The 18,906-nt window shown below is 69.5% G+C and carries 19 protein-coding genes; 8 read left to right on the top strand and 11 right to left on the bottom strand.

Translation table 11 applies throughout. The annotated features are described in order from the left end of the window. Window positions 1–53: 53 nt before the first annotated feature. Both G4G00_RS09450 and G4G00_RS09445 read left to right on the top strand, forming a co-directional pair. Complete coding sequence (locus G4G00_RS09450; protein WP_108750689.1) at window positions 54–395, top strand: hypothetical protein; 342 nt, start codon at window positions 54–56, stop codon at window positions 393–395. Window positions 396–543: 148 nt separating this feature from the next. Next, window positions 544–954, top strand: a complete 411-nt coding sequence (locus tag G4G00_RS09445) for a hypothetical protein (RefSeq protein WP_164272847.1) — start codon at window positions 544–546, stop codon at window positions 952–954. Window positions 955–991: 37 nt separating this feature from the next. Here G4G00_RS09445 and G4G00_RS09440 read toward each other — a convergent pair whose 3' ends face one another. Beyond that, window positions 992–2,629, bottom strand: a complete 1,638-nt coding sequence (locus G4G00_RS09440; RefSeq protein ID WP_164272844.1) for an acyl-CoA dehydrogenase family protein — start codon at window positions 2,627–2,629, stop codon at window positions 992–994. 112 nt (window positions 2,630–2,741) lie between these two features. On the opposite strand from G4G00_RS09440, the gene G4G00_RS09435 reads away from it, so the two are divergent. From G4G00_RS09435 to pdeM, 4 genes are read left to right on the top strand one after another with little or no spacing between them, the layout of a single operon-like run. Then, window positions 2,742–3,740: a ligase-associated DNA damage response exonuclease gene (locus G4G00_RS09435; RefSeq protein WP_108762603.1), complete on the top strand. Its 999-nt coding sequence runs from the start codon at window positions 2,742–2,744 to the stop codon at window positions 3,738–3,740. After that, a complete protein-coding gene (locus tag G4G00_RS09430) occupies window positions 3,737–5,344 on the top strand; it encodes an ATP-dependent DNA ligase (RefSeq protein ID WP_164272840.1) in 1,608 nt (535 codons plus the stop codon). Before G4G00_RS09435 ends, G4G00_RS09430 begins: the two co-directional genes overlap by 4 nt. Beyond that, window positions 5,341–7,800 carry a ligase-associated DNA damage response DEXH box helicase gene (locus tag G4G00_RS09425; protein WP_164272837.1) on the top strand — a complete coding sequence of 820 codons (2,460 nt, stop codon included), beginning with the start codon at window positions 5,341–5,343 and terminating at the stop codon, window positions 7,798–7,800. Before G4G00_RS09430 ends, G4G00_RS09425 begins: the two co-directional genes overlap by 4 nt. Next, complete coding sequence (gene pdeM, locus G4G00_RS09420) at window positions 7,790–8,437, top strand: ligase-associated DNA damage response endonuclease PdeM (RefSeq protein ID WP_164272834.1); 648 nt, start codon at window positions 7,790–7,792, stop codon at window positions 8,435–8,437. Before G4G00_RS09425 ends, pdeM begins: the two co-directional genes overlap by 11 nt. Here the strand turns inward: pdeM and G4G00_RS09415 are convergent. The 8 genes from G4G00_RS09415 to G4G00_RS09380 all read right to left on the bottom strand — a co-directional run bounded on the left by G4G00_RS09415 (window position 8,434) and on the right by G4G00_RS09380 (window position 14,439). Continuing rightward, window positions 8,434–8,703, bottom strand: a complete 270-nt coding sequence (locus G4G00_RS09415; protein ID WP_108753794.1) for a hypothetical protein — start codon at window positions 8,701–8,703, stop codon at window positions 8,434–8,436. The genes pdeM and G4G00_RS09415 overlap by 4 nt on opposite strands. A gap of 176 nt (window positions 8,704–8,879) precedes the next feature. After that, window positions 8,880–10,163: an NAD(P)/FAD-dependent oxidoreductase gene (locus G4G00_RS09410; protein ID WP_164272831.1), complete on the bottom strand. Its 1,284-nt coding sequence runs from the start codon at window positions 10,161–10,163 to the stop codon at window positions 8,880–8,882. A 190-nt stretch (window positions 10,164–10,353) separates the two neighbouring features. After that, window positions 10,354–10,560 (bottom strand): cold-shock protein, encoded by a 207-nt coding sequence (locus tag G4G00_RS09405; RefSeq protein ID WP_005410590.1) that lies wholly within the window; start codon window positions 10,558–10,560, stop codon window positions 10,354–10,356. Between the two features lie 87 nt (window positions 10,561–10,647). After that, window positions 10,648–11,394, bottom strand: coding sequence for an S-methyl-5'-thioinosine phosphorylase (locus tag G4G00_RS09400; protein ID WP_108750698.1), 747 nt, complete (start codon window positions 11,392–11,394; stop codon window positions 10,648–10,650). A gap of 82 nt (window positions 11,395–11,476) precedes the next feature. Beyond that, the gene (locus G4G00_RS09395) at window positions 11,477–12,031 is read right to left on the bottom strand and encodes a hypoxanthine-guanine phosphoribosyltransferase (protein ID WP_108756865.1); all 555 of its coding nucleotides are present in this window, start codon (window positions 12,029–12,031) and stop codon (window positions 11,477–11,479) included. Further along, window positions 12,031–13,038 carry a beta-N-acetylhexosaminidase gene (nagZ, locus tag G4G00_RS09390; RefSeq protein ID WP_164272828.1) on the bottom strand — a complete coding sequence of 336 codons (1,008 nt, stop codon included), beginning with the start codon at window positions 13,036–13,038 and terminating at the stop codon, window positions 12,031–12,033. Before nagZ ends, G4G00_RS09395 begins: the two co-directional genes overlap by 1 nt. 162 nt (window positions 13,039–13,200) lie before the next feature. Then, complete coding sequence (locus G4G00_RS09385) at window positions 13,201–13,893, bottom strand: DsbA family oxidoreductase (RefSeq protein ID WP_108750701.1); 693 nt, start codon at window positions 13,891–13,893, stop codon at window positions 13,201–13,203. 60 nt (window positions 13,894–13,953) lie between these two features. After that, entirely contained in the window at window positions 13,954–14,439 is a 486-nt protein-coding gene (locus G4G00_RS09380) for a CYTH domain-containing protein (protein WP_108753798.1), read from the bottom strand. 90 nt (window positions 14,440–14,529) lie between these two features. Between G4G00_RS09380 and G4G00_RS09375 the strand changes: the two genes are divergently transcribed. Continuing rightward, window positions 14,530–15,153, top strand: a complete 624-nt coding sequence (locus tag G4G00_RS09375; RefSeq protein ID WP_108753799.1) for a hypothetical protein — start codon at window positions 14,530–14,532, stop codon at window positions 15,151–15,153. A 58-nt stretch (window positions 15,154–15,211) separates the two neighbouring features. On the opposite strand, the gene rlmD is transcribed toward G4G00_RS09375, so the two are convergent. Next, window positions 15,212–16,546, bottom strand: coding sequence for a 23S rRNA (uracil(1939)-C(5))-methyltransferase RlmD (rlmD, locus tag G4G00_RS09370; RefSeq protein ID WP_108753800.1), 1,335 nt, complete (start codon window positions 16,544–16,546; stop codon window positions 15,212–15,214). Between the two features lie 127 nt (window positions 16,547–16,673). On the opposite strand from rlmD, the gene G4G00_RS09365 reads away from it, so the two are divergent. Further along, on the top strand, window positions 16,674–17,396 hold the full coding sequence (locus tag G4G00_RS09365; RefSeq protein WP_108753801.1) for a response regulator: 723 nt from the start codon (window positions 16,674–16,676) through the stop codon (window positions 17,394–17,396). A gap of 776 nt (window positions 17,397–18,172) precedes the next feature. Here G4G00_RS09365 and recO read toward each other — a convergent pair. Beyond that, window positions 18,173–18,892: a DNA repair protein RecO gene (recO, locus tag G4G00_RS09360; protein WP_108753802.1), complete on the bottom strand. Its 720-nt coding sequence runs from the start codon at window positions 18,890–18,892 to the stop codon at window positions 18,173–18,175. Window positions 18,893–18,906 lie beyond the last annotated feature (14 nt).

The following is an 18,906-nucleotide window of genomic DNA, read 5'->3' as shown; positions in this document are numbered from 1 at the left end:
TGTTGTCGGCGCGCAGTTGCGCGTTGCCTAATCTAACGACGAGGATTCACACAATGAGCATCAACAAGCTGCTGGTCGCTATGTCCCTGGCCCTGGCCCTGGCCGCCTGCTCGAAGCAGGAAGCTGCCCAGGACGCCGCTGCTTCGGCCAACGAAGCCGCCACCGAAGCCCAGGCTGCTGCCGACCAGGCCGCCGCTGCCGGCGCCCAGACCGCCGACGCTGCCCAGCAGGCCGCTGACACCGCCGCCACCGCTGCCGACGCTTCGACCGACGCTGCTGCCCAGGCTGGCGCTGCTGCCACCGACGCTGCTGCCGGCGCTGCTGCCGACGCTGCCAAGGCCGGTGAAGCCACCGCCGAGCAGGCCAAGGACGCTGCTGAAGAAGCCAAGAAGTAATAACTTCTTTCTTCACGCTGTTCTGGAAAAGCCGCTGGTTCGCCAGCGGCTTTTTCTTTGCCTGAATGCCGCTGTTGGCCTCGCGACCGGGCCTTCACAGCGGCCTGAATAGGCTGGCGTCCCATCCATCGCTGTACCGGAGACCGCCATGAAGATCCGCACGCTGACCACTCCCCTGCTGGCCGCCTCGCTGGTGCTGGCCCTGGCCGCCTGCAAGGGCCCGGAAGCCGAACAGGCCCGCCAGGATGCCGCGCAGGCCGCCGACAGCGCGGGCGCCGCCGCGCGTGATGCAGTGGACCAGGCCGCCGCGGCCACCCGCGAGGCCGCTGACAAGACTGCTGCGGCCTCCGAGCAGGCCGCCGCCGATACCCAGCAGGCGCTGGACAAGGCCGCCGATGCGACCGCCACCGCCGCCGACCAGGCCAAGGCTGCGGCCACCGATGCGGCCGCGCACGCCAGCGATGCCACCGCCGATGCCGCGCAGAAGGTGGCCGACAAGGCCCGCGATGTCGCAGATGACGCGAAGGCCAACGCGGCCCACGAAGAAGCCAAGCACTGATGTTTCCCCTGTCGCCGGGCCTGTTGGCCCGGCGACGTTACGGCAGGGCGCGCGCCAGCATCTCGCCCAGTTCCAGCCCCGGCGGCAACGTCCCCAGCGCCAGGCCATGCTCGCCCTGCAAGCGGCTGCGGATGAAGGCGTCGGCCATGGGGCTTTCCGCCCGCAACAGCACCGCGGCCTGCAGCAGCAGTGCCGTGCGCTCGCAGAAGGCGCGTGCCTGCCCCTCATCGAACCCGGGTGATTCTTCCCAGCGCTGCAGCGCCTGCGAGTAGCGCAGGTCGGCATCGGCCGCCGCCTGCAGTTCCTGTTGCAGGGCGGCCATTGTTTCCGGCTCACGCGCCAGCGCGCGCAGCACGTCCAGGCACTGGATGTTGCCACTGCCTTCCCAGATCGAATTCAACGGCGCCTGCCGGTACAGGCGCGGCAGCATCGACTCTTCCACGTAGCCAGCGCCGCCCAGGCATTCCTGCGCCTCGTTGACGAAGGCCGGGGCGCGCTTGCACAGCCAGTACTTGCCCAGCGCCGTGCCCACCCGCGCCAGCGCGGCTTCTGCCGGATCGATGGCGGCGCGATCCACCGCGCGGGCGATGCGCATGGCCAGCACCGTGGCCGCCTCCGATTCCAGCGCCAGATCGGCCAGCACGTTGGTCATCAGCGCATGGTCCACCAGCGGTTTGCCGAACGCGCGCCGGTGCCGTGCATGGTGCAGCGCCTGGGCCAGGGCCATGCGCATTTCCGCCGCCGCGCCCAGCATGCAGTCCAGCCGGGTCATCATCACCATGCCGATGATGGTGGCCACCCCGCGCCCTTCCTCGCCCACGCGCCAGGCCTGTGCACCGCAGAACTCCACTTCGCTGGACGCATTGGCCCAGTCGCCCAGCTTGTCCTTCAATCGCATCAGCCGGAACGCATTGCGGTCACCATCGGCCAGGCGGCGTGGCATCAGCAGGCAGGTCAGCCCACCGGGGGCCTGCGCCAGCACCAGGAAGCCATCGCTCATCGGCGCGGAGAAGAACCACTTGTGCCCCGACAAGCGATAACGCTCGCCGTCGATCGGCTCGGCGTGGGTGCTGTTGGCACGCACGTCCGAGCCGCCCTGCTTTTCGGTCATGCCCATGCCCAGCGTGATGCCGGCCTTGTCGGCCACCGGCACATCGCGCGAATCGTAGACAGGCGCGGCCGCCTTGCGTGCCCACTCGGCCAGGTGCGGCTGCGAGCGCAGCACTGCCACCGCGGCGTGGGTCATGGTGAGCGGGCAACTGGTGCCCGCTTCGGCCTGGTGATGCAGGTAGCTCAGCGCCGCGCGCGCCACGTGTGCGCCCGGTTGCGGTTCGTGCCAGGACAGCCCGGCCACGCCGTGCTGCTTGGCCGTGCCCATCAGCTGGTGGTACGCCGGATGGAACTCCACCAGATCGATGCGGTGCCCCTGCGCATCGTGCGTGCGCAGGCGCGGCCGGTCGCGGTTGGCATCGAACCCCAGGCGGTACAGCTCATCGCCGGCCAGTGCGCCATACACCGCCAGGCGCGGTGCGAAGGCACCGCCGCCCTCACGCTGCACTGCCTCCACCAGCGCGACATCGTCGGTCCATAACTGCCGCCCGGCGAACGGTGGTGGCTGGTTCAGCACCACGTGCGTTTCGTAGGGAACGTTGCTGTTGAAGCCCGGTCCGTTCATCCATTGCTTCCCGTTGCGGAAAAGGAGCCCCTCGATTGTGCCGCATCGTCCGGCCAGCGCCCGTTCAGCGCGGTTCTCACCGCCTGCACGAGCGCCGCGCCAGAGTGGCCACATGAGCGACAACGAAGATCTGGTGGTATTGCGGCCAGAAGGCCTGTACTGCGCCGCCGGCGATTTCCACATCGATCCGTGGCGGCCGGTGCCGCGCGCGGTCATCACCCATGGCCATGGCGACCACGCGCGCCCGGGCATGGGCGAATACCACTGCAGCACCGGCAGCGTGCCGATCCTGCGCTGGCGCTTGGGCGATGTGCCGCTGCACGCGCATGCCGAAGGCACGCCCTTTTCGCTGGGCCGGGTGCAGGTATCCCTCCACCCGGCGGGGCATGTGCTGGGCTCGACCCAGGTGCGCATCGACGATGGGCGCCAGGTCTGGGTGGCCTCGGGCGATTACAAGCGCCAGCACGATCCCACCTGCACGCCGTTCGAGGTCGTGCCCTGCGATACCTTCATCAGCGAAGCCACCTTCGCCCTGCCGATCTACCGCTGGCCACACACCGCCGATGTGGCCGCCGACATCGTGGCCTGGCGCCGCGAATGCGCCGCGCGCGGGGAAGCGGCGGTGCTGCTGTGCTATGCCCTTGGCAAGGCCCAGCGCGTGCTGGCCGAGCTGCTGCCGCTGGACGATCAGCCGGCGTGGCTGCACGGGGCCATCGCCAATGGCGTGGCGGTCTACCGCCAGGCCGGGGTGGACATGCTGGACACGGTGACCGTGGCCGAACAGGGGCGTACCCCGGATGCAGCCGGGCAGCTGATCCTGGCCCCGCCGTCGGCGGCGGGCACGCCGTGGCTGCGCCGCTTCGGCCGTCATCAGTTGGCGTTCGCGTCGGGCTGGATGCAGCTGCGCGGCAACCGGCGCCGGCGCAATGTTGACCGCGGCTTCGTCATTTCCGACCACGCCGACTGGCCGGCGCTGCTGCAGACCATCGAACAGACCGGCGCGCGGCGCATCATCGCCACCCACGGCAACACCGATGCGTTGATCCCCTTCCTGCGCGAGCGCGGCGTGGCCGCCGAGGCCTTCCGCACCGATTTCGGGGCCGAGGAATGAAGGCCTTCGCCGCGCTCTACCAGCGCCTGGACCGCAGCACCGCAACGCTGGACAAGCGGGCCGCGCTGGTCGACTACTTCCGCACGGCACGTCCACGCGATGCGGCATGGGCGCTGTACCTGCTGAGCGGGGGCAAGGTGGGCGGCGCGCGCCGCAAGGTGGCCGCCAGCGGTGAGCTGCGCCGCTGGATCACCGAGGCGTCCGGGCTTCCGGCCTGGCTGGTGGAAGACAGCTATGCGCAGGTGGGCGACCTGGCCGAAACGTTGACCCTGCTGCTGGATGACCCGGCAACGCCCGCCCCCGAACGGGCCCTGGCCGACTGGATCGAACAGCATCTGCTGGCGGTGGCCAACCAGGACGAGACGGTACGCCACGCCGCCGTGCTGCAGGGCTGGCAGCAACTGCCCGCCGCCGAACGCCTGGTGTTCAACAAGCTGCTGACCGGCGCCCTGCGCGTGGGGGTATCGCAGCGATTGGTGCAGCAGGCGCTGGCCGAATGGTCGGGGCTGGACATCGCCCGCATTGCCCAGCGCATGCTGGGTGAGTGGGTGCCCTCGCCCGCCGCGCTGGCGCAGCTGCTGTCGCCAGACGAACTGCCGACCGACCGCCAGCAGCCCTACCCGTTCTTCCTGGCCTCGCCGCTCGAAGGCGCACCGGACGAGCGGCTGGGCGCGCTGGATGACTGGTTGCTGGAATGGAAGTGGGACGGCATCCGCCTGCAGCTGCTGCGCCGCAATGGCGAGGTGGCCCTGTGGTCGCGCGGCGAAGAGCGGCTGGATGGTCGCTTCCCCGAAATCGAACAGGCCGCCGCCGGACTGCCCGATGGCTGCGTGATCGACGGCGAGCTGCTGGCCTGGGACAGCGCCGATGACCTGCCGCGCGCCTTCACTGCCCTGCAGACCCGCATCCAGCGCCGCAAACCCGGTGCCGCCACCCTGCGCAACACGCCGGTGCGCGTGCTGGCCTACGACCTGCTGGAACGCGATGGCCAGGATCTTCGCGAGCTGCCGCTGCACGAACGCCGCGCGCAGCTGGCGCAGCTGCTTGATGCACTGGCCGATCCTCGCCTGCAGCTCTCGCCACCGGTGCTCGCCGAGGACTGGGCCGAGGCCGCGCGCCTGCGTGACGGTGCCCGCGAACGCGGCGTGGAGGGGCTGATGATCAAGCGCCGCGATTCGGTCTACCAGGCCGGGCGCCGTCGCGGCGACTGGTGGAAATGGAAGATCGAGCCGCTCACCATCGATGCGGTGCTGCTGTACGCGCAGGCCGGCCATGGGCGGCGCAGCACCTTGTACACCGACTACACCTTCGGGGTGTGGGACGGTGACGCGCTGGTACCGGTGGCCAAGGCCTATTCGGGCCTGGACGACAAGGAGATCCTGGCGCTGGACCGCTGGATCCGCGCGCACACCCGCGAGCGCTTCGGCCCGGTGCGCAGCGTCGACGCCGTGCAGGTATTCGAGCTGGGATTCGAAGCGGTGAACCGCAGCAGCCGACACAAGTCGGGCATCGCGGTGCGCTTCCCGCGCATCCTGCGCTGGCGCCACGACAAGCCCGCCGGCGAGGCCGACCAGCTGCACACCCTGCAGGCACTGGCGCGATGACCCGTGCGCAGGCCCTGCAGCGCCTGCAGGCGTGGTTCGCCGCGCGCGGCTGGCGCCCACTGCCGTTCCAGCGCGCGATGTGGCGGCACTACCTGGCGGGCGAATCGGGCCTGCTGCATACGCCCACCGGCAGCGGCAAGACCCTGGCGATGTTCGGCGGGCCGTTGCTGCAGGCCTTGATCGATCCACCACCGGCGCCGGCGCGGGCCAGCGCGGTGCGTCCGCTGCAGGTGCTGTGGGTCACCCCGCTGCGGGCACTGGCCAGCGATACCGCACGCGCACTGCAGACAGTCATCGATGGCATGGGTCTGGGCTGGAAGGTCGGCCTGCGCAGTGGCGATGCCAGCAACCGCGAGCGGCGCCAGGCGCGCGAGGGGCGCGTGGATGTGCTGGTGACCACGCCCGAATCGCTGGCGCTGTTGTTGAGCTATGCCGATACGCTGCCGCGCATGCAGCACCTGCGCTGCGTGGTGGTGGATGAGTGGCATGAACTGCTGGGCAGCAAGCGTGGCGTGCTGTTGCAGCTGAACCTGGCACGGTTGCGCGATGCCAGCCCCGGCCTGCAGCTGTGGGGGCTGTCGGCCACGCTGGGCAACCTGCAGCAGGCGCGGCAGGTGCTGCTGCCCGACCAGCCCGACGCGCCGCTCGTGGAAGGCGCGCGGCAGCGACCGGTGCAGGTGCAGACCCTGCTGCCGCCGGCCGGCGAACGGTTTCCGTGGGCCGGCCACCTGGGCCTGGTGCAGTTGCCGCGGGTCCTGCATGCGATCCAGGGCGCACGCAGCACCCTGCTGTTCACCAACACCCGCGCGCAGGCCGAACTGTGGCACCAGGCGCTGGCCGCGGTGTGGCCGGAAGACGCCGACAGCCTGGCCCTGCACCACGGCTCGCTGGACCCGACCCTGCGCCAGCAGGTGGAAGACGGCCTGCGTGCAGGCAGCCTGCGCTGCGTGGTGGCCACCTCCAGCCTGGACCTGGGCGTGGATTTCCCGGAAGTGGACCAGGTGCTGCAGCTGGGCAGCCCCAAGGGCGTGGCGCGCCTGCGCCAGCGCGCCGGCCGCGCACGCCATCGCCCTGGCGCCAGCGGCCGCATCACCTGCATTCCCAGCCATGCGCTGGAAGTGGCCGAATTCGCGGCGGCACGCAACGCGCTGCGCGAGAACGTGGTGGAAGCACGCCGTCCACGGGTCCTGTCGCTGGACGTGCTGGCCCAGCACGCGGTGAGCTGCGCGCTGGCCGGCGGCTTCCAGGCCGATGTGCTGCTGGCCCAGGTACGGCGCACCCACGCCTTTGCCGATCTGACCGATGCGCAGTGGCAGGCCGTGCTGGACTTCATCGTGCAGGGCGGCCGGGCGCTGTCGCAGTATCCGGATTTCCACAAGGTGCAGATCGATGACAGCGGCACCTACCGGGTGCCCGATCGCCGCCAGGCCCTGCGCCACCGCTTGTCGATCGGCACCATCAGCAGCGATGGCAGCGTGCGCGTGCAGTTCCTGCGCGGCGGCAGCCTGGGTTCGGTGGAAGAACAGTTCGCAGGGCGCCTGCGCCCGGGCGACCGCTTCCAGTTCGCCGGGCGCCTGCTGGAGCTGGTGCAGCTGCGCGACATGACCGCCTATGTGCGGGTGGCACGTGGCCGCGGCGACGGCAGCGTGCCGCGCTGGCAGGGCGGCCAGCTGCCATTGTCGATGCCACTGGGGCAAGCCTTGCTCGCAGTGCTCTCCGGAAGTGATGACAGTGCCGAATCAACGTGGCTGGCGCCGCTGCTGGCGCTGCAGGCACGCGTGTCCGCGCGGCCCTCGCCGGCGCAGCTGCTGGTGGAGGACGTGCGCCGCCGCGAGGGCCAGTTCGTGTTCATCTACCCGTTCGCCGGGCGCCACGTGCATGAAGCACTGGCCGCGCTGCTGTCACTGCGCTGCACGCGGCTGCAGCGCAACAGCATTGGCTATGCGGTGAACGATCATGGCCTGGTGCTGGCACCGGCACAGCCGATCACCCTGGATGCGCAGGCGTGGCATGCGTTGTTCACCCGCGACGGGCTGCTGGACGATCTGCGCGCGGCCGTGAACCTGGGCGAGCTGGCACGCCGCCAGTTCCGCGGCATCGCGCGCGTGGCCGGACTGCTGGTGCCCAGCCTGCCCGGCGGCATGCCGCGCTCGCTGCGCCAGTTGCAGGCCTCTGCGGGCCTGCTGCATGACGTGCTGCGCCAGCATGACCCCGAGCACGTGCTGCTGGCCCTGGCCGAGCAGGAAGTGCTGCAGGACGCATTGGATCTGCCCGGGCTGCAGCAGGCGCTGGCACGCATTGGCGGTCAGGCGGTGTCGCTGCAGCATCCGGCCTCACTCACGCCGCTGGGTTTTCCGCTGTGGGCCGAGCGCCTGCGCGGCCAGTTCAGCAACGAAGACTGGCGTACCCGCGTGCAACGCGCCGCGCAACAGCTGGAACGCCGCCATGACCACTGAGCTGGCCATGCAGCTGGGCGGGCAGACGCTGCGCCTGCTCGGCGCGCGTGCATTGCTGTGGCCGGCCCGGCAGGCCCTGCTGATTGCCGACCTGCACCTGGGCAAGGCCGATGTGTTCCGCCGCGCCGGCATCGCCTTGCCCGCCGGCGGCACCCTGGGCGACCTGCAACGGCTGCAGGCGCTTGTGCAGCAGCACGCGTGCCGCGAGCTGTGGATCCTGGGCGATATGCTGCATGGCCCGCTGCACCGCACGGCGTGGCTGGCGCAATGGCTGGCCTGGCGCGAACAGCAAGCGGGCCTGGACGTGCATGTGATCCGTGGCAACCACGACCGCCAGCTTGCCGCAGCGGCGCTGCGCGTGCAGCTGCACGATCAGGTGCGACTGGGGGACATCGTGCTGCGCCACGAACCACAACCCGAAGCCGGCGCCTGGGTGATTGCCGGCCACCTGCATCCGCAGATCGCCCTGCCGGCGCTGCGCCGGCGCTTTCCAGCATTCTGGCTGCGCCCGGGAATCACCGTGCTGCCCGCGTTTTCCGCGTTCACCGCGGGCGTCGTGATACAGCCCGCGCGCGACGAACAGCGCATTGCCTGTGTGGAAGGCAGCCTGGTGCCGGTACCGCCCCGCCAGGCTTAGGCCGGGCGGGCCAGCATGTCGGGCATCAATCGAAACGTGGGCTCGCTGTTGCCGACGTGGCGCGGCAGTGCACGCACCGCCGCCAGCATTTCCTGCGCACAGGTGCGGATGTAGCCATGGTGTTCGGCGCCCGCGTGGCTGATCAGGCTACCCACGTGGAATTCAAAGACATCCTCCAGCACGTCGGGCTGGTCTTCGTGCAGCATCTGCAGCAGACCGCGCAGTTTGCAGATTTCCGATTCCAGCTCGTGGACCGCGAACAACATGGCATCCTCCTTCGAACGTGCGGCGCATCCGGGCCGCAGCAGGCCGCGACGGCGCGGCCGCCCGGGCCATGCGCGAAGTTCGATCACGGAGTGTTCGATCACGGAAAGGAAAACGGGCGACGCGGCGTGCGCGTGCACAGCTGTTCTCGCACAACCGGGGTGAGATGTTCGTTAGTTCAGGTGACGGGCACGTTCACGGCAGCGCTGATCGCACTGCTGCTGGCGGCCGCACGCGGCGCTTCGGCCAGCGCGGCAATGAAGCCCGGATCCAGCGGCAGTGCGCCGAACCAGCCGTGCTGGGTGCCGCTGAGCACGCGCAGCATGTGCCCGCGCCCGCCCGGCATGCGCCCCATCGGGCCAAGCAGGACGTCGCGCGCATGCGCCCATAGATCGCCATTGGACTGGAACAGCGGCGTCAGCCAGCGGCTCCAGCGCTGGTACACCGCTACATGCGCACGCCGCTGTGCCTGGTAGGCCTGCAGCGCCGCTTCGCCACGGTGGCTGCGCAGCGCATCGCGCAGCGCCAGTGCATCGATCAGGGCCATGTTCACGCCCTGCCCCAGCTGCGGGCTCATCGAATGTGCGGCATCACCGGCCAGCACCAGGCGGCCATGGTGCCAGCGCTTCATCACCGCATCGCGGTACACCGCGCGTGCCAGCTGGCCGGCATCGACCAGGTGCGCGAAGCGCGCGCTGGCCTGCGGCCACAGGGCATGCAGTTCCTGCAGCCAGGGCGCCATGCCTTCCTGCTGCCAGCGCTCGAAATCATCACGCGGCAGGCTCCAGAAGAAGCTCAGGCGCGGCGTGGCATCACCGGGGCGGGTGCCCACCGGCAGCAGGCCGATCATCTTGCGCGCCGCCACGTAGCGTTGCCGCAGCTCCTGCATGTGCGGCCAGTCTTCGGCTGGCAGCAGGCACCACAGCGCACCCCACGGGTACACCCGGTCCAGCGCGGTGCCGCCTTCTACGCTGTCGCGCAGGGTGGATGCCGCACCATCGGCGGCCACCACCAGGTCGAACGGGCCGTGCCAGCGCCCCTGCGCATCGCGTACGCGCCCCTGTGCGCTGTCCACCGCCTCGATAGCGGTGCCCACGTGCAGGTGGCCGGCGCCTTCGCGCGCATCTTCCAGCAACGAGAACAGCGCGCCGCGCTGCATGCCCAGCCCGTGCAGGCGTGCATCCAGACCGGCATAGCCCATGTCCATCACCGCGCGTTCGCAGGGCGTATCGCCGTACAGGCGGTGCACCGGCGCGGCGTGCGCACGCACGGCGTCGAGCAGGCCCATCTGCCACAGCACCTGCAGGCCGCTGGGCTGCAGCAGGAAGCCGGCCCCTACCGGGCCCGGCGTGGGCACGCGTTCGAAGATCTCCACCTCGTGGCCATCACGGGTGAGCAGGATGGCCAATGCCTGGCCAGCGGTGCCGTAGCCGATCACGGCAATGCGCAGTCGTTCCGTCATGCTTGCATTGTGCCCGAGGCGGATTGCCAATGGCGAAGGGAACCCGCAACGGCATCCACGCATGGCGTGGATCTACTGGCCGACGCCGGAGCGCCCGCCGTTCCGTCAGCCACCCGCAATCCCCGCCCGCCGTTGCCCTGCGCAAAAAAAACCCCGCCGTAGCGGGGTTTTCAACGCACTGTCGAGTGGATCACTCGGCCGGCGTAATGTTCGAAGCCTGGGCACCCTTCGGGCCCTGGGTCACGTCATAGGTGACACGCTGGCCTTCCTGCAGGCTGCGGAAGCCCTTGGAGTTGATGGCGGAGAAGTGCGCGAACACGTCGGCGCTGCCATCCTCCGGCGAGATGAAGCCAAATCCCTTGGCGTCGTTGAACCACTTGACGGTACCGTTCGGCATGTTAATGCGAGACCTTTGCAATGAATGGGTGGTGTACGCTGAACCCGCGTACCGGCTGAGTATGCAAAGCTTGCCCGAGGATGACAATCACCCCCGCGCCAATTCGCCTACCAGTTCCGGAAGTCCGTTGCTGGCGGCCTGCACGTTTGCCAGCACTTCGGCCATGGTGATCTCCTCGCCGTCGCCACAGCCGGCGGCCCAGTTGGCCACGATCGCCAAGCAGGCGTAGTCCAGCCCCAGCTCCCGTGCCAGCGCGGCTTCAGGCATGCCGGTCATGCCCACCAGATCGCAGCCATCGCGGCGCATGCGGGCGATTTCGGCAATGGTTTCCAGGCGCGGGCCCTGGGTGGCGCCGTAGCAGCCGCCGTCGTGCACCTTCACCCCGGTCACTTTCGCCGCCGCCAGGATCTTGCTGCGCAGCATCGGCGTGTACGGGTGACCGAAATCGACGTGGACCACGTCGGTGCCGTCTTCTTCGCAGATCGTGCTGATACGACCCCACGTGTAATCGATTACCTGATCCGGACAGGCCAGCACGCGCGGACCGAAATCGTCGCCGATGCCGCCCACCGTGTTCAGCGCCAGGACGCGCTGCGCGCCGATCTGCTGCAGCGCGGCCAGGTTGGCGCGGTAGTTGATCTTGTGCGGCGGCAGCGAATGGCCCTCACCGTGGCGGGCCAGGAAGGCCACGCGGTGGCCCAGCAGGGTGCCGACGCGCACCGGGCCCGACGGACGACCGAAGCGGGTTTCGACCTCGTGGGTCTGCACATCGTCCAGCTTGGCCAGGTTGTAGACACCGGTACCGCCGATCACGGCCAGGGCAATCTGTTGCATGGGAATCACTCCAGAAAAAGACGAACGCCGGCACCCGAGGGCGCCGGCGACAGGGTGGGATCGGCCGCGGACGGCCGTGCCGTCACTCCTTCATGGCATAGATGGCCGGCACGCAGCGCAGGGTCTCGTTCACATCCATGCCGAAGCCGAACACGTAACGGTCCGGCAGCTCGATGCCGGCGTAATCGGCGGTGACGTCCGGCAGGCCGCGGTCGTGCTTCTTCACGGTCATCGCAGCAATGCGCACGTCGGTGGCGCCCTGTTCCAGGCACCAGGTGCGCACGCCCTGCAGGGTGTAGCCCTCGTCCAGGATGTCGTCCACCAGCAGCACGCGGCGGCCGAACAGCGAGGTGGCCGGCTTGTGCTTCCAGACCAGGTCGCCGCCGGTGGTTTCACCGCGGTAGCGGGTGGCGTGCAGGTAATCGAACTGCACGTCCTGGCCGCGCGCGCCCAGTTCCAGTGCCAGCTGGCCGGCGAACGGCAGTGCGCCGTGCATGATGGACAGGAACAGCGGCACCTCGCCCTTGTAGTCGCGCGCGATGGCGTCGGCGATGCTGGCAATGGCCTTGTCGATGGTGGGGCGGTCGACCAGCAGGTCAGCCTGGGCCAGGGCCTGGGAAATGGTGAGGTTCGGCATCAGACGGTTCTTCCAAGGGTTTGCAGCAGATGGGATTGGGTGGTGCCATGGCGGGCATCGGCCAGCAGGCCGTCCCAGCCAAGTGCGCCGCGGCCAAGCAGGCCCAGCAGCGCGGCGGTATTCAGTGAACGGCCCTGCACGGCATGCAGGGCTTCATCGACCAGCTCGGGGTGGCAGACCAGCACCACATCGCAGCCGGCATCCAAGTGGGCATGCACGCGCGCCGGCACGCCACCGGCGCTGTGCGAAGCGGCCATGCCGATGTCATCGGAGAACACCACGCCGCGGAAGCCCAGCTCACCGCGCAGGATGTCCTGGATCCAGCGCGGCGAATAGCCGGCCGGCTCAGGCGCCACCTGCGGGTAGATCACGTGGGCCATCATCACCGCATCGGCACCGGCGGCAATGCCGGCGCCGAACGGCACCAGGTCCTGCGCGCGCAGTTCGTCCAGCGCGCGCGGGTCGACGGCGGTATCGACGTGGGTGTCTTCCAGCACGGTGCCGTGGCCGGGGAAATGCTTGAGCGTGGCGGCCATGCCCACCGCGTGCATGCCGCGCACATAGGCGGCAGTGAAGGCGGCGACCACCTGCGGGTCTTCGCTGAAGGCACGGTTGCCGATGGCGCGGTTGCCACGGGCCAGATCCACCACCGGGGCGAAGCTGAGGTCCAGGCCGCTGGCGCGCACTTCACTGGCCATCAGCCAGGCGTGCTGTTCGGCCAGCGCCAGCGCCTGCTGCGGATCGCGCGCGTAGAGGGCGCCGATGTCCTGCAGCGGCGGCAGTTCGCTGTAGCCCTCGCGGAAGCGCTGCACGCGGCCGCCTTCCTGGTCCACGCAGAGCAACTGCGGGCGCGGTGCGGCGGCGCGGATGGCGGCGGTCAGATCGGTCACCTGCTGGCGCGAGGCGAAGTTGCGCTTGAACAGCACCACCCCGGCCACGGCATCGTGCTGCAGCCAGTCGCGTTCCTGGGCGGTCAGTTCAGTGCCGGCAACGCCGATCAGCAGCATGGGTCGATCTCCACAACAGGCGCCCGCATGGCGCAGTGCCGCATTGTCGCAGAACCGGCCGATGGACGCAGTGTTCGGCGAAATGGGGAGACGGGGTCAGAGCCCCTGCGGGGATCCGACCCCGGGGTTGGATCCCCCGCAGGGGCTCTGACCCCGCGCGGTCTAGACCGCGCAGCCGTCCGGGCCGCAGGCTGCTTCACCCGCGGCGGCCGAGGGGGCGCCCTGCTCGGCGGCAATCTGGCGCAGCGCCTGGGCGAAGGCTTCCGGCGGCTGCGCGCCGGAAATCGCCCAGCGCCCGTCGATCACGAAGGTGGGCACCGAGGAAATGCCCAGCGCCTGCGCGTCGGCCAGCTTGGCCTGCACCTGGGCCAGGCCACGATCGGATGCCAGCATCTGTTCGATCTCGGCTGCGGCCAGCCCGCCGGCCGCGCCGGCCTTCACCAGTACGGCAGGGTCGGCCAGGTTCTGGCCGTGCTCGAAGTGGGCGCGGAACAGCGCTTCGCCCACCGCGTCCTGCACGCCGTGTTCGCCGGCCAGCCACAGCAGGCGGTGCGCAGGCAACGTGGTCACCCGCACCTGGCCCTGGCCGAAGTCCATTGGCAGGCCCTCGGCCTGCGCGGTGGACTGGGTCTGGCCCAGGATCTGTTCGGTGCGCTCGGCCCCGCCGAACTTGCGCGCATAAGCCTGGCGCAGCGGGACCGGCGTGGCGTCAGCGTCCGGGTCCAGCTGGAACGGCTGCCAATGGATGTCCAGGGCGGGCGCATCGGCGCCCAGCAACTGCACGCCCTGCTGGAAACGATGCTTGCCGATCCAGCACCAGGGGCAGACCACGTCGGAATAGATATCGATTCTCATGCCCCCAAGATGGGGGCCGCCCGCCGCGGCAAAAGGGGGCGCTACCGCGCGATCACCGCTTCACCACTGTGAATAGGGATGACTGGCCAGCGCGACGTTGTAATAGCGCGCGTCGTCGGTCACTTCCGCGCCCACCCAGTCCGGCAGGTCGATGGCCTGGTCGGCACTGTCCAGTTCCACCTCGGCCACCACCAGGCCGGCGTTGTCGCCCAGGAACTCATCCACTTCCCAGGTCAGCCCGGCGTGTTCGACCAGATGGCGGCGCTTGTCGATCAACCCGCCCACGCACAGCGCCAGCAGGTCGCGGGCATCGTCCACGGGAATGGGGTAATCGAACTCCTGGCGGGTGTGCCCCAGGGTGCGCGACTTCAGGTTCAGCGCCGCCTGTTCGCCTTCGATGCGCACGCGCACCGAGGCGTTCTGGGTGCCGCGATCCAGTGCGCCCATGTCGTTGATATAGCCCTGCGCCATCGGAATGACCCGATGCGCGGCGGTACGCCAACCGTCGCCGGTCACCAGAAACTTGCGTTCGATTTCAATGCCCATGGGCGAAGTATGCGGCCGCCAGCAGCGACCTGCCTACCCGGCGCGCGGCCGCCGCACTACACTGCGCCACCCTGCAAGGATCGCTGAACCATGACACTGTCCCTTTCCACGCTGCGCCCGCTGGCGCTGGCCCTGCTGCTGCCCGCCGGCGCATGCCTGGCCCAGGCCCCTGCACTGCCCACCCTGCAACAGGCGCAGGACGCGATGGATCTGGCGATTGCCGAGCAGATCGCCGCGCGCCCGCGCAGTGACAGCAGCAGCCTGGTCGCGATGGCGTTCCGGCCCACGCTGGAATCGCTGAGCAGCTGCGCGGTGGGCAGCACCGCCGACACCGCCACCTGCATCGTGGTGGGCAGTGCGGGCATGAAATCGGGTGCGCGCCTGCTGCACCTGGCCTGGGTGGATGGCCAGTGGACCCTGCCCGATCCGCGCCGCCTGCCGACGCCCGCGCCCAGTCGCGAGGAAGTACAACCGCTGCTGCGCGCGCACCTGGCGACCGTGGCGGCGCGTGAGAGCGATGCCGAGGAGCGGGCGCGCTTCATGCTGGCCGTGCGCGATGCGCAGGTGCTGGAGGTTGCCGACTGCGAGGTGCCCGACGAGCGTGCCGTATTCGAATGTGCGGTCACCGCCCAGGTGGGCGATGAGCAAGGCACCGAAACGCTGGCATTCATCCGCGAGGATGGCCAGTGGCGCAGCGCGCCGGCGCCCCGATAGCCGACGCGCGGCCACCTGCGGCGGCGGGCACCGGGGTATTGCCGGTGCCCGCGCGTTGTCAGCGCTTTTCGAAGACCGCGATGCTTTCCACGTGCGCGGTGTGCGGGAACATGTCCATGGCACCGGCGCTGACCAGGGTGAAGCCCTGTTCGTTGACCAGGTAGCCGGCGTCGCGCGCCAGCGAACCGGGGTGGCAGCTGACATAGACGATGCGCTTGAACTGCTTCAGCGGCAGCTGCTGCAGCACTTCAATCGCGCCCGAGCGCGGCGGGTCCAGCAGCAGCTTGTCGAAGCCCTGGCGCATCCACGGGGTGGCGCGCTGGTCCTGGGTCAGGTCGGCGCTGAAGAACTGTGCGTTGGCCAGGTCGTTGCGCTCGGCGTTTTCGCGGGCGCGCGCGACCAGGCCGGCATCGCCTTCCACGCCCACCACTTCGCGCACCTTGCGGGCCAGCGGCAGGGTGAAATTGCCCAGGCCGCAGAACAGGTCGAGCACGCGTTCGTCAGCACCGGGCTCCAGCAGCTCCAGCGCGCGGGCGATCATCGCCTCGTTCAGCTTGGCGTTGACCTGGATGAAATCCAGCGGGCGGAAGGCCAGTTCCACGTCCCACGGCGCCAGCCGGAAGGACAGCGGCACGCCCTGCCCGTCCAGCGGGTGCACGGTGTCCAGGCCGCCCGGCTGCAGGTAGATGGCAAACCCGTGCTGCTGGCCGAACGCGGCCCAGGCGGCGCGGTCGGCGTCGCTGAGCGGCTGCAGGTGGCGCACGGTCAGGGCAATGGCGTTGTCGCCGCCGATGAACTCGATCTGCGGAATGTCGCGCTTGCCATCCAGGCCTTCGATGAAGGTGGACAGGTCCTGGACCTTGGTGCCGATTTCCGGGATCACGGTCAGGCACTGGCTCAGGTCGGCCACGAAACGCGGATCCTGTTCGCGGAAACCGACCAGGGTCTTGTCCTTCTTTTCCACCCGGCGGACCGAGAAGCGGCCCTTGCGGCGGTAGCCCCAGCTGTCCCCGACCAGCGGCGGCAGCACGGTGCCCGGGGTGACGTGGCCGATGCGCTCCAGGTTGTCCATCAGCACGCGCTGCTTGGCCACGATCTGCTGGCTTTCGTCCAGGTGCTGCAGCACGCAGCCGGCACAGGTGCCGAAGTGCGGGCACTTGGGGGTGACGCGCTGCGGCGAGGCCTGCAGCACTTCCACCGTGCGCGCCTCGTCGAAGTGGCGGCTGCGGGCGGTCTGTTCGGCCATCACCACTTCGCCCGGCAGGGCGCCGCTGATGAAGGTGACCTTGCCGCCTTCGCCTTCACGGCGGGCGACGCCACGACCGTCATGGCTGAGGTCGAGGATTTCGGTCTGGAACGGGGTACGGTCGATGCGGGAACGGGATCGGGCCACGTGGCGACAGGCTGCGGGCAAAAAAGGGCGCACATTGTCGCAGATCCTGGCCGGGCGGGCCGATGGCCGCTTGCACACGCCGCCGCCGTGCATGATGATTGTCCACAGCTGACATGGAGGCAGCCCTATGCAGATGACCCCGCGGACCAGCCGGCCCCGCTTCCTGCTTGTCGAGGACGACATCATCAGCCGCGGTTTTTTCAAAGCGGCGTTGGAAACGTTACCAGCCGATGTGGACACTGCTGACTCACTTGCCAGCGCGCTTGCCCGTGGCGAGCCGGGCACGCATGACCTGTGGCTGATCGACGTGAACCTGCCCGACGGCAATGGCGCCCAGCTGCTGCAGGCGCTGCGCCAGTCGCATCCGGACACCCCGGCCCTGGCCCATACCGCCGACGGCGATGCCTCCATTCATGCCAGCCTGCGCGAGGCCGGCTTCAGCGACACGCTGGTGAAGCCGCTGGGCCGTGATCAACTGCTGAAGGCAGTGCGCCGGGCGCTGGTGAACAGCCCGGGCGCTGCGCCGCTGCCGCCGGCTGCGGTGGAGCTGGCCGTGGAGGACTGGGATGAGACGGCCGCCCTGGCGGCACTGAACGGCCAGCGCAACCACCTGATTGCCCTGCGTGAGCTGTTCCTGGCCGAGCTGCCGGGGGTCCGCGATGCGGTCGAACAGGCGGTGGACCAGCACGACGAGCGCCAGCTGCGCAGCCAGCTGCATCGGCTGCAGGCCAGTTGTGGCTTCGTGGGGGCGGCCCGGCTGGGCCGCGCCGTGCGCCAGCTGCACCACGCGCCCGACTCCGGGCAGGCCCAGGCGGGCTTCCGCGCCGCGGTAGCTTCCCTGCTGCACTGAGGGTGTGGGTGTGTCGGCAGGGCTTGCAGCCCTGCACCTGCCGAATCAACGTCAACGGCCGAAGCAACAGCAACAGCGGGCTATCCGTGGGATGGCGGGATGGTTCCGGTGGCGGGGGACGGCGCAAGTACGTCCATGTAGCCTCGGTCGCGCCATCCATGGCGCTCACGCCCCCGCCACCGGACCCACCCCGCCTTCGACAGTTGGCCGCGATCTGTCGGAACGGCACGGGGTCGGATCCCGTTGCTGCGCAACGGGCTCTGACCCCAGAAAGAATTCGGTATCTGACAGAGTGTGTCGACCAAGGTCGACACCTACCAGAGCAAGATGCGGTGCCGACAGATCGCGGGGGACTGTCACCGGTTCCCAGCGGCCAGTAGATTCACGCCATGCGTGGGTGAATCTCAATCGGAATCGAAAGTTTCGAAGATCTACCGTGTCGACCAAGGTCGACACCTACCAGAGCAAGACGCGGTTCCGACAGATCGCGGAGAACTGTCGAAGGCGGGGGGGGGGGCCGGTTGAGGGGGCGTGAGCCGCATGGATGCGGCGACCGAGCTTACATGGGTGAGGGCGCTTTGCTTGCGAAGCACTGCTTCGCAAGCGCCCGAACGCCCAGCCGCCAGCGGCTGGGCCGGGCGCCGGAGGGGGACTTGCAGCGTCCCCCTCAACCGGACCCACCCCGCCATCCCACGGATAGCCCGCTTTTGACGTTGACGTTGACGTTGACGTTGACGGTAGCGGGTGCAGGGCTGCAAGCCCTGCCGACAAACCCCTCAGCGGCGGGGGGTCAGCTGCTCCAGCAGTTCCCAGGATTTCAGGCCGCGTGCGCCCAGGTGATGGGCCAGCACCCGCCGCATCGGCAGCCGCAGGCTGGCCAGGTCGGCCGCATCGGGTTCTTCGTCGGCACCCAGCGCCAGCAGCGCCGAACCGGTGGCCGCCGCGCTGCGCTCGCCATCACGCACGCTCAACAGCCGCTGCGGACCCTCCTGCGGGTCCAGGGCGTAGCGCGCCGCCGGATCGATCGGCTGGCCGTCGCTGGCCGTTTCCAGATCGAAGCCCAGGCCCAGTGCCGCCAGCAGTTCGCGCTCGAAACGGCGCAGGGTCCAGGCCAGGCCGGCGCCCACCGCCAACCGTGCGCGCGCTTCGCCGTAGGCCAGATAGAGATCGGGCAGCGGGTCCTGGCGCGGGGCCAGGCGCAGGGTCAGTTCACTCAGGTAGAAACCGGCCAGCATGGCCTGCCCCACCAGCCGCGGGGCTGCATCCAGGGCCTCGGCACCGCGCAACTGCGCCAGCTCACCGCGCTGTTGGGCGCTGAAGCGGATCCATTGCAGCGGCTGCAGGGCGGCGCGCAGCACCTGCCCTTTCGCGGTGGACACCCCGCGCGCCAGCACGCCAATACGGCCATGCTGCGCGCTCAGTACCTCCACCAGCAGGCTGGTCTCGCGGTAGGCCCGTGCGTGCAGCACGAACCCGGTGTCGTCCTCGATCAGCATCGAAGCGACCGCAA

The sequence above is a fragment of the Stenotrophomonas sp. B1-1 genome (assembly GCF_010894375.1).
Taxonomy (GTDB): Bacteria; Pseudomonadota; Gammaproteobacteria; order Xanthomonadales; family Xanthomonadaceae; genus Stenotrophomonas.
Note: the sequence above shows the minus strand (reverse complement) of the source record. Positions and strands in the feature narration are given on the sequence as shown.

What these genes read in the sequence shown, in the direction of transcription:
- G4G00_RS09395 (WP_108756865.1), bottom strand. Translation starts at nt 12,031, where the DNA reads ATGCCGAACCTCACCATTTCCCAGGCCCTGGCCCAGGCTGACCTGCTG.
- G4G00_RS09445 (WP_164272847.1), top strand. Translation starts at nt 544, where the DNA reads ATGAAGATCCGCACGCTGACCACTCCCCTGCTGGCCGCCTCGCTGGTG.
- G4G00_RS09375 (WP_108753799.1), top strand. Translation starts at nt 14,530, where the DNA reads ATGACACTGTCCCTTTCCACGCTGCGCCCGCTGGCGCTGGCCCTGCTG.
- G4G00_RS09425 (WP_164272837.1), top strand. Translation starts at nt 5,341, where the DNA reads ATGACCCGTGCGCAGGCCCTGCAGCGCCTGCAGGCGTGGTTCGCCGCG.
- G4G00_RS09440 (WP_164272844.1), bottom strand. Translation starts at nt 2,629, where the DNA reads ATGAACGGACCGGGCTTCAACAGCAACGTTCCCTACGAAACGCACGTG.
- G4G00_RS09450 (WP_108750689.1), top strand. Translation starts at nt 54, where the DNA reads ATGAGCATCAACAAGCTGCTGGTCGCTATGTCCCTGGCCCTGGCCCTG.
- recO (WP_108753802.1), bottom strand. Translation starts at nt 18,892, where the DNA reads ATGCTGATCGAGGACGACACCGGGTTCGTGCTGCACGCACGGGCCTAC.
- nagZ (WP_164272828.1), bottom strand. Translation starts at nt 13,038, where the DNA reads ATGCTGCTGATCGGCGTTGCCGGCACTGAACTGACCGCCCAGGAACGC.
- pdeM (WP_164272834.1), top strand. Translation starts at nt 7,790, where the DNA reads ATGACCACTGAGCTGGCCATGCAGCTGGGCGGGCAGACGCTGCGCCTG.
- G4G00_RS09415 (WP_108753794.1), bottom strand. Translation starts at nt 8,703, where the DNA reads ATGTTGTTCGCGGTCCACGAGCTGGAATCGGAAATCTGCAAACTGCGC.
- G4G00_RS09405 (WP_005410590.1), bottom strand. Translation starts at nt 10,560, where the DNA reads ATGCCGAACGGTACCGTCAAGTGGTTCAACGACGCCAAGGGATTTGGC.
- G4G00_RS09400 (WP_108750698.1), bottom strand. Translation starts at nt 11,394, where the DNA reads ATGCAACAGATTGCCCTGGCCGTGATCGGCGGTACCGGTGTCTACAAC.
- G4G00_RS09385 (WP_108750701.1), bottom strand. Translation starts at nt 13,893, where the DNA reads ATGAGAATCGATATCTATTCCGACGTGGTCTGCCCCTGGTGCTGGATC.
- G4G00_RS09365 (WP_108753801.1), top strand. Translation starts at nt 16,674, where the DNA reads ATGCAGATGACCCCGCGGACCAGCCGGCCCCGCTTCCTGCTTGTCGAG.
- G4G00_RS09430 (WP_164272840.1), top strand. Translation starts at nt 3,737, where the DNA reads ATGAAGGCCTTCGCCGCGCTCTACCAGCGCCTGGACCGCAGCACCGCA.
- G4G00_RS09380 (WP_108753798.1), bottom strand. Translation starts at nt 14,439, where the DNA reads ATGGGCATTGAAATCGAACGCAAGTTTCTGGTGACCGGCGACGGTTGG.
- G4G00_RS09435 (WP_108762603.1), top strand. Translation starts at nt 2,742, where the DNA reads ATGAGCGACAACGAAGATCTGGTGGTATTGCGGCCAGAAGGCCTGTAC.
- G4G00_RS09410 (WP_164272831.1), bottom strand. Translation starts at nt 10,163, where the DNA reads ATGACGGAACGACTGCGCATTGCCGTGATCGGCTACGGCACCGCTGGC.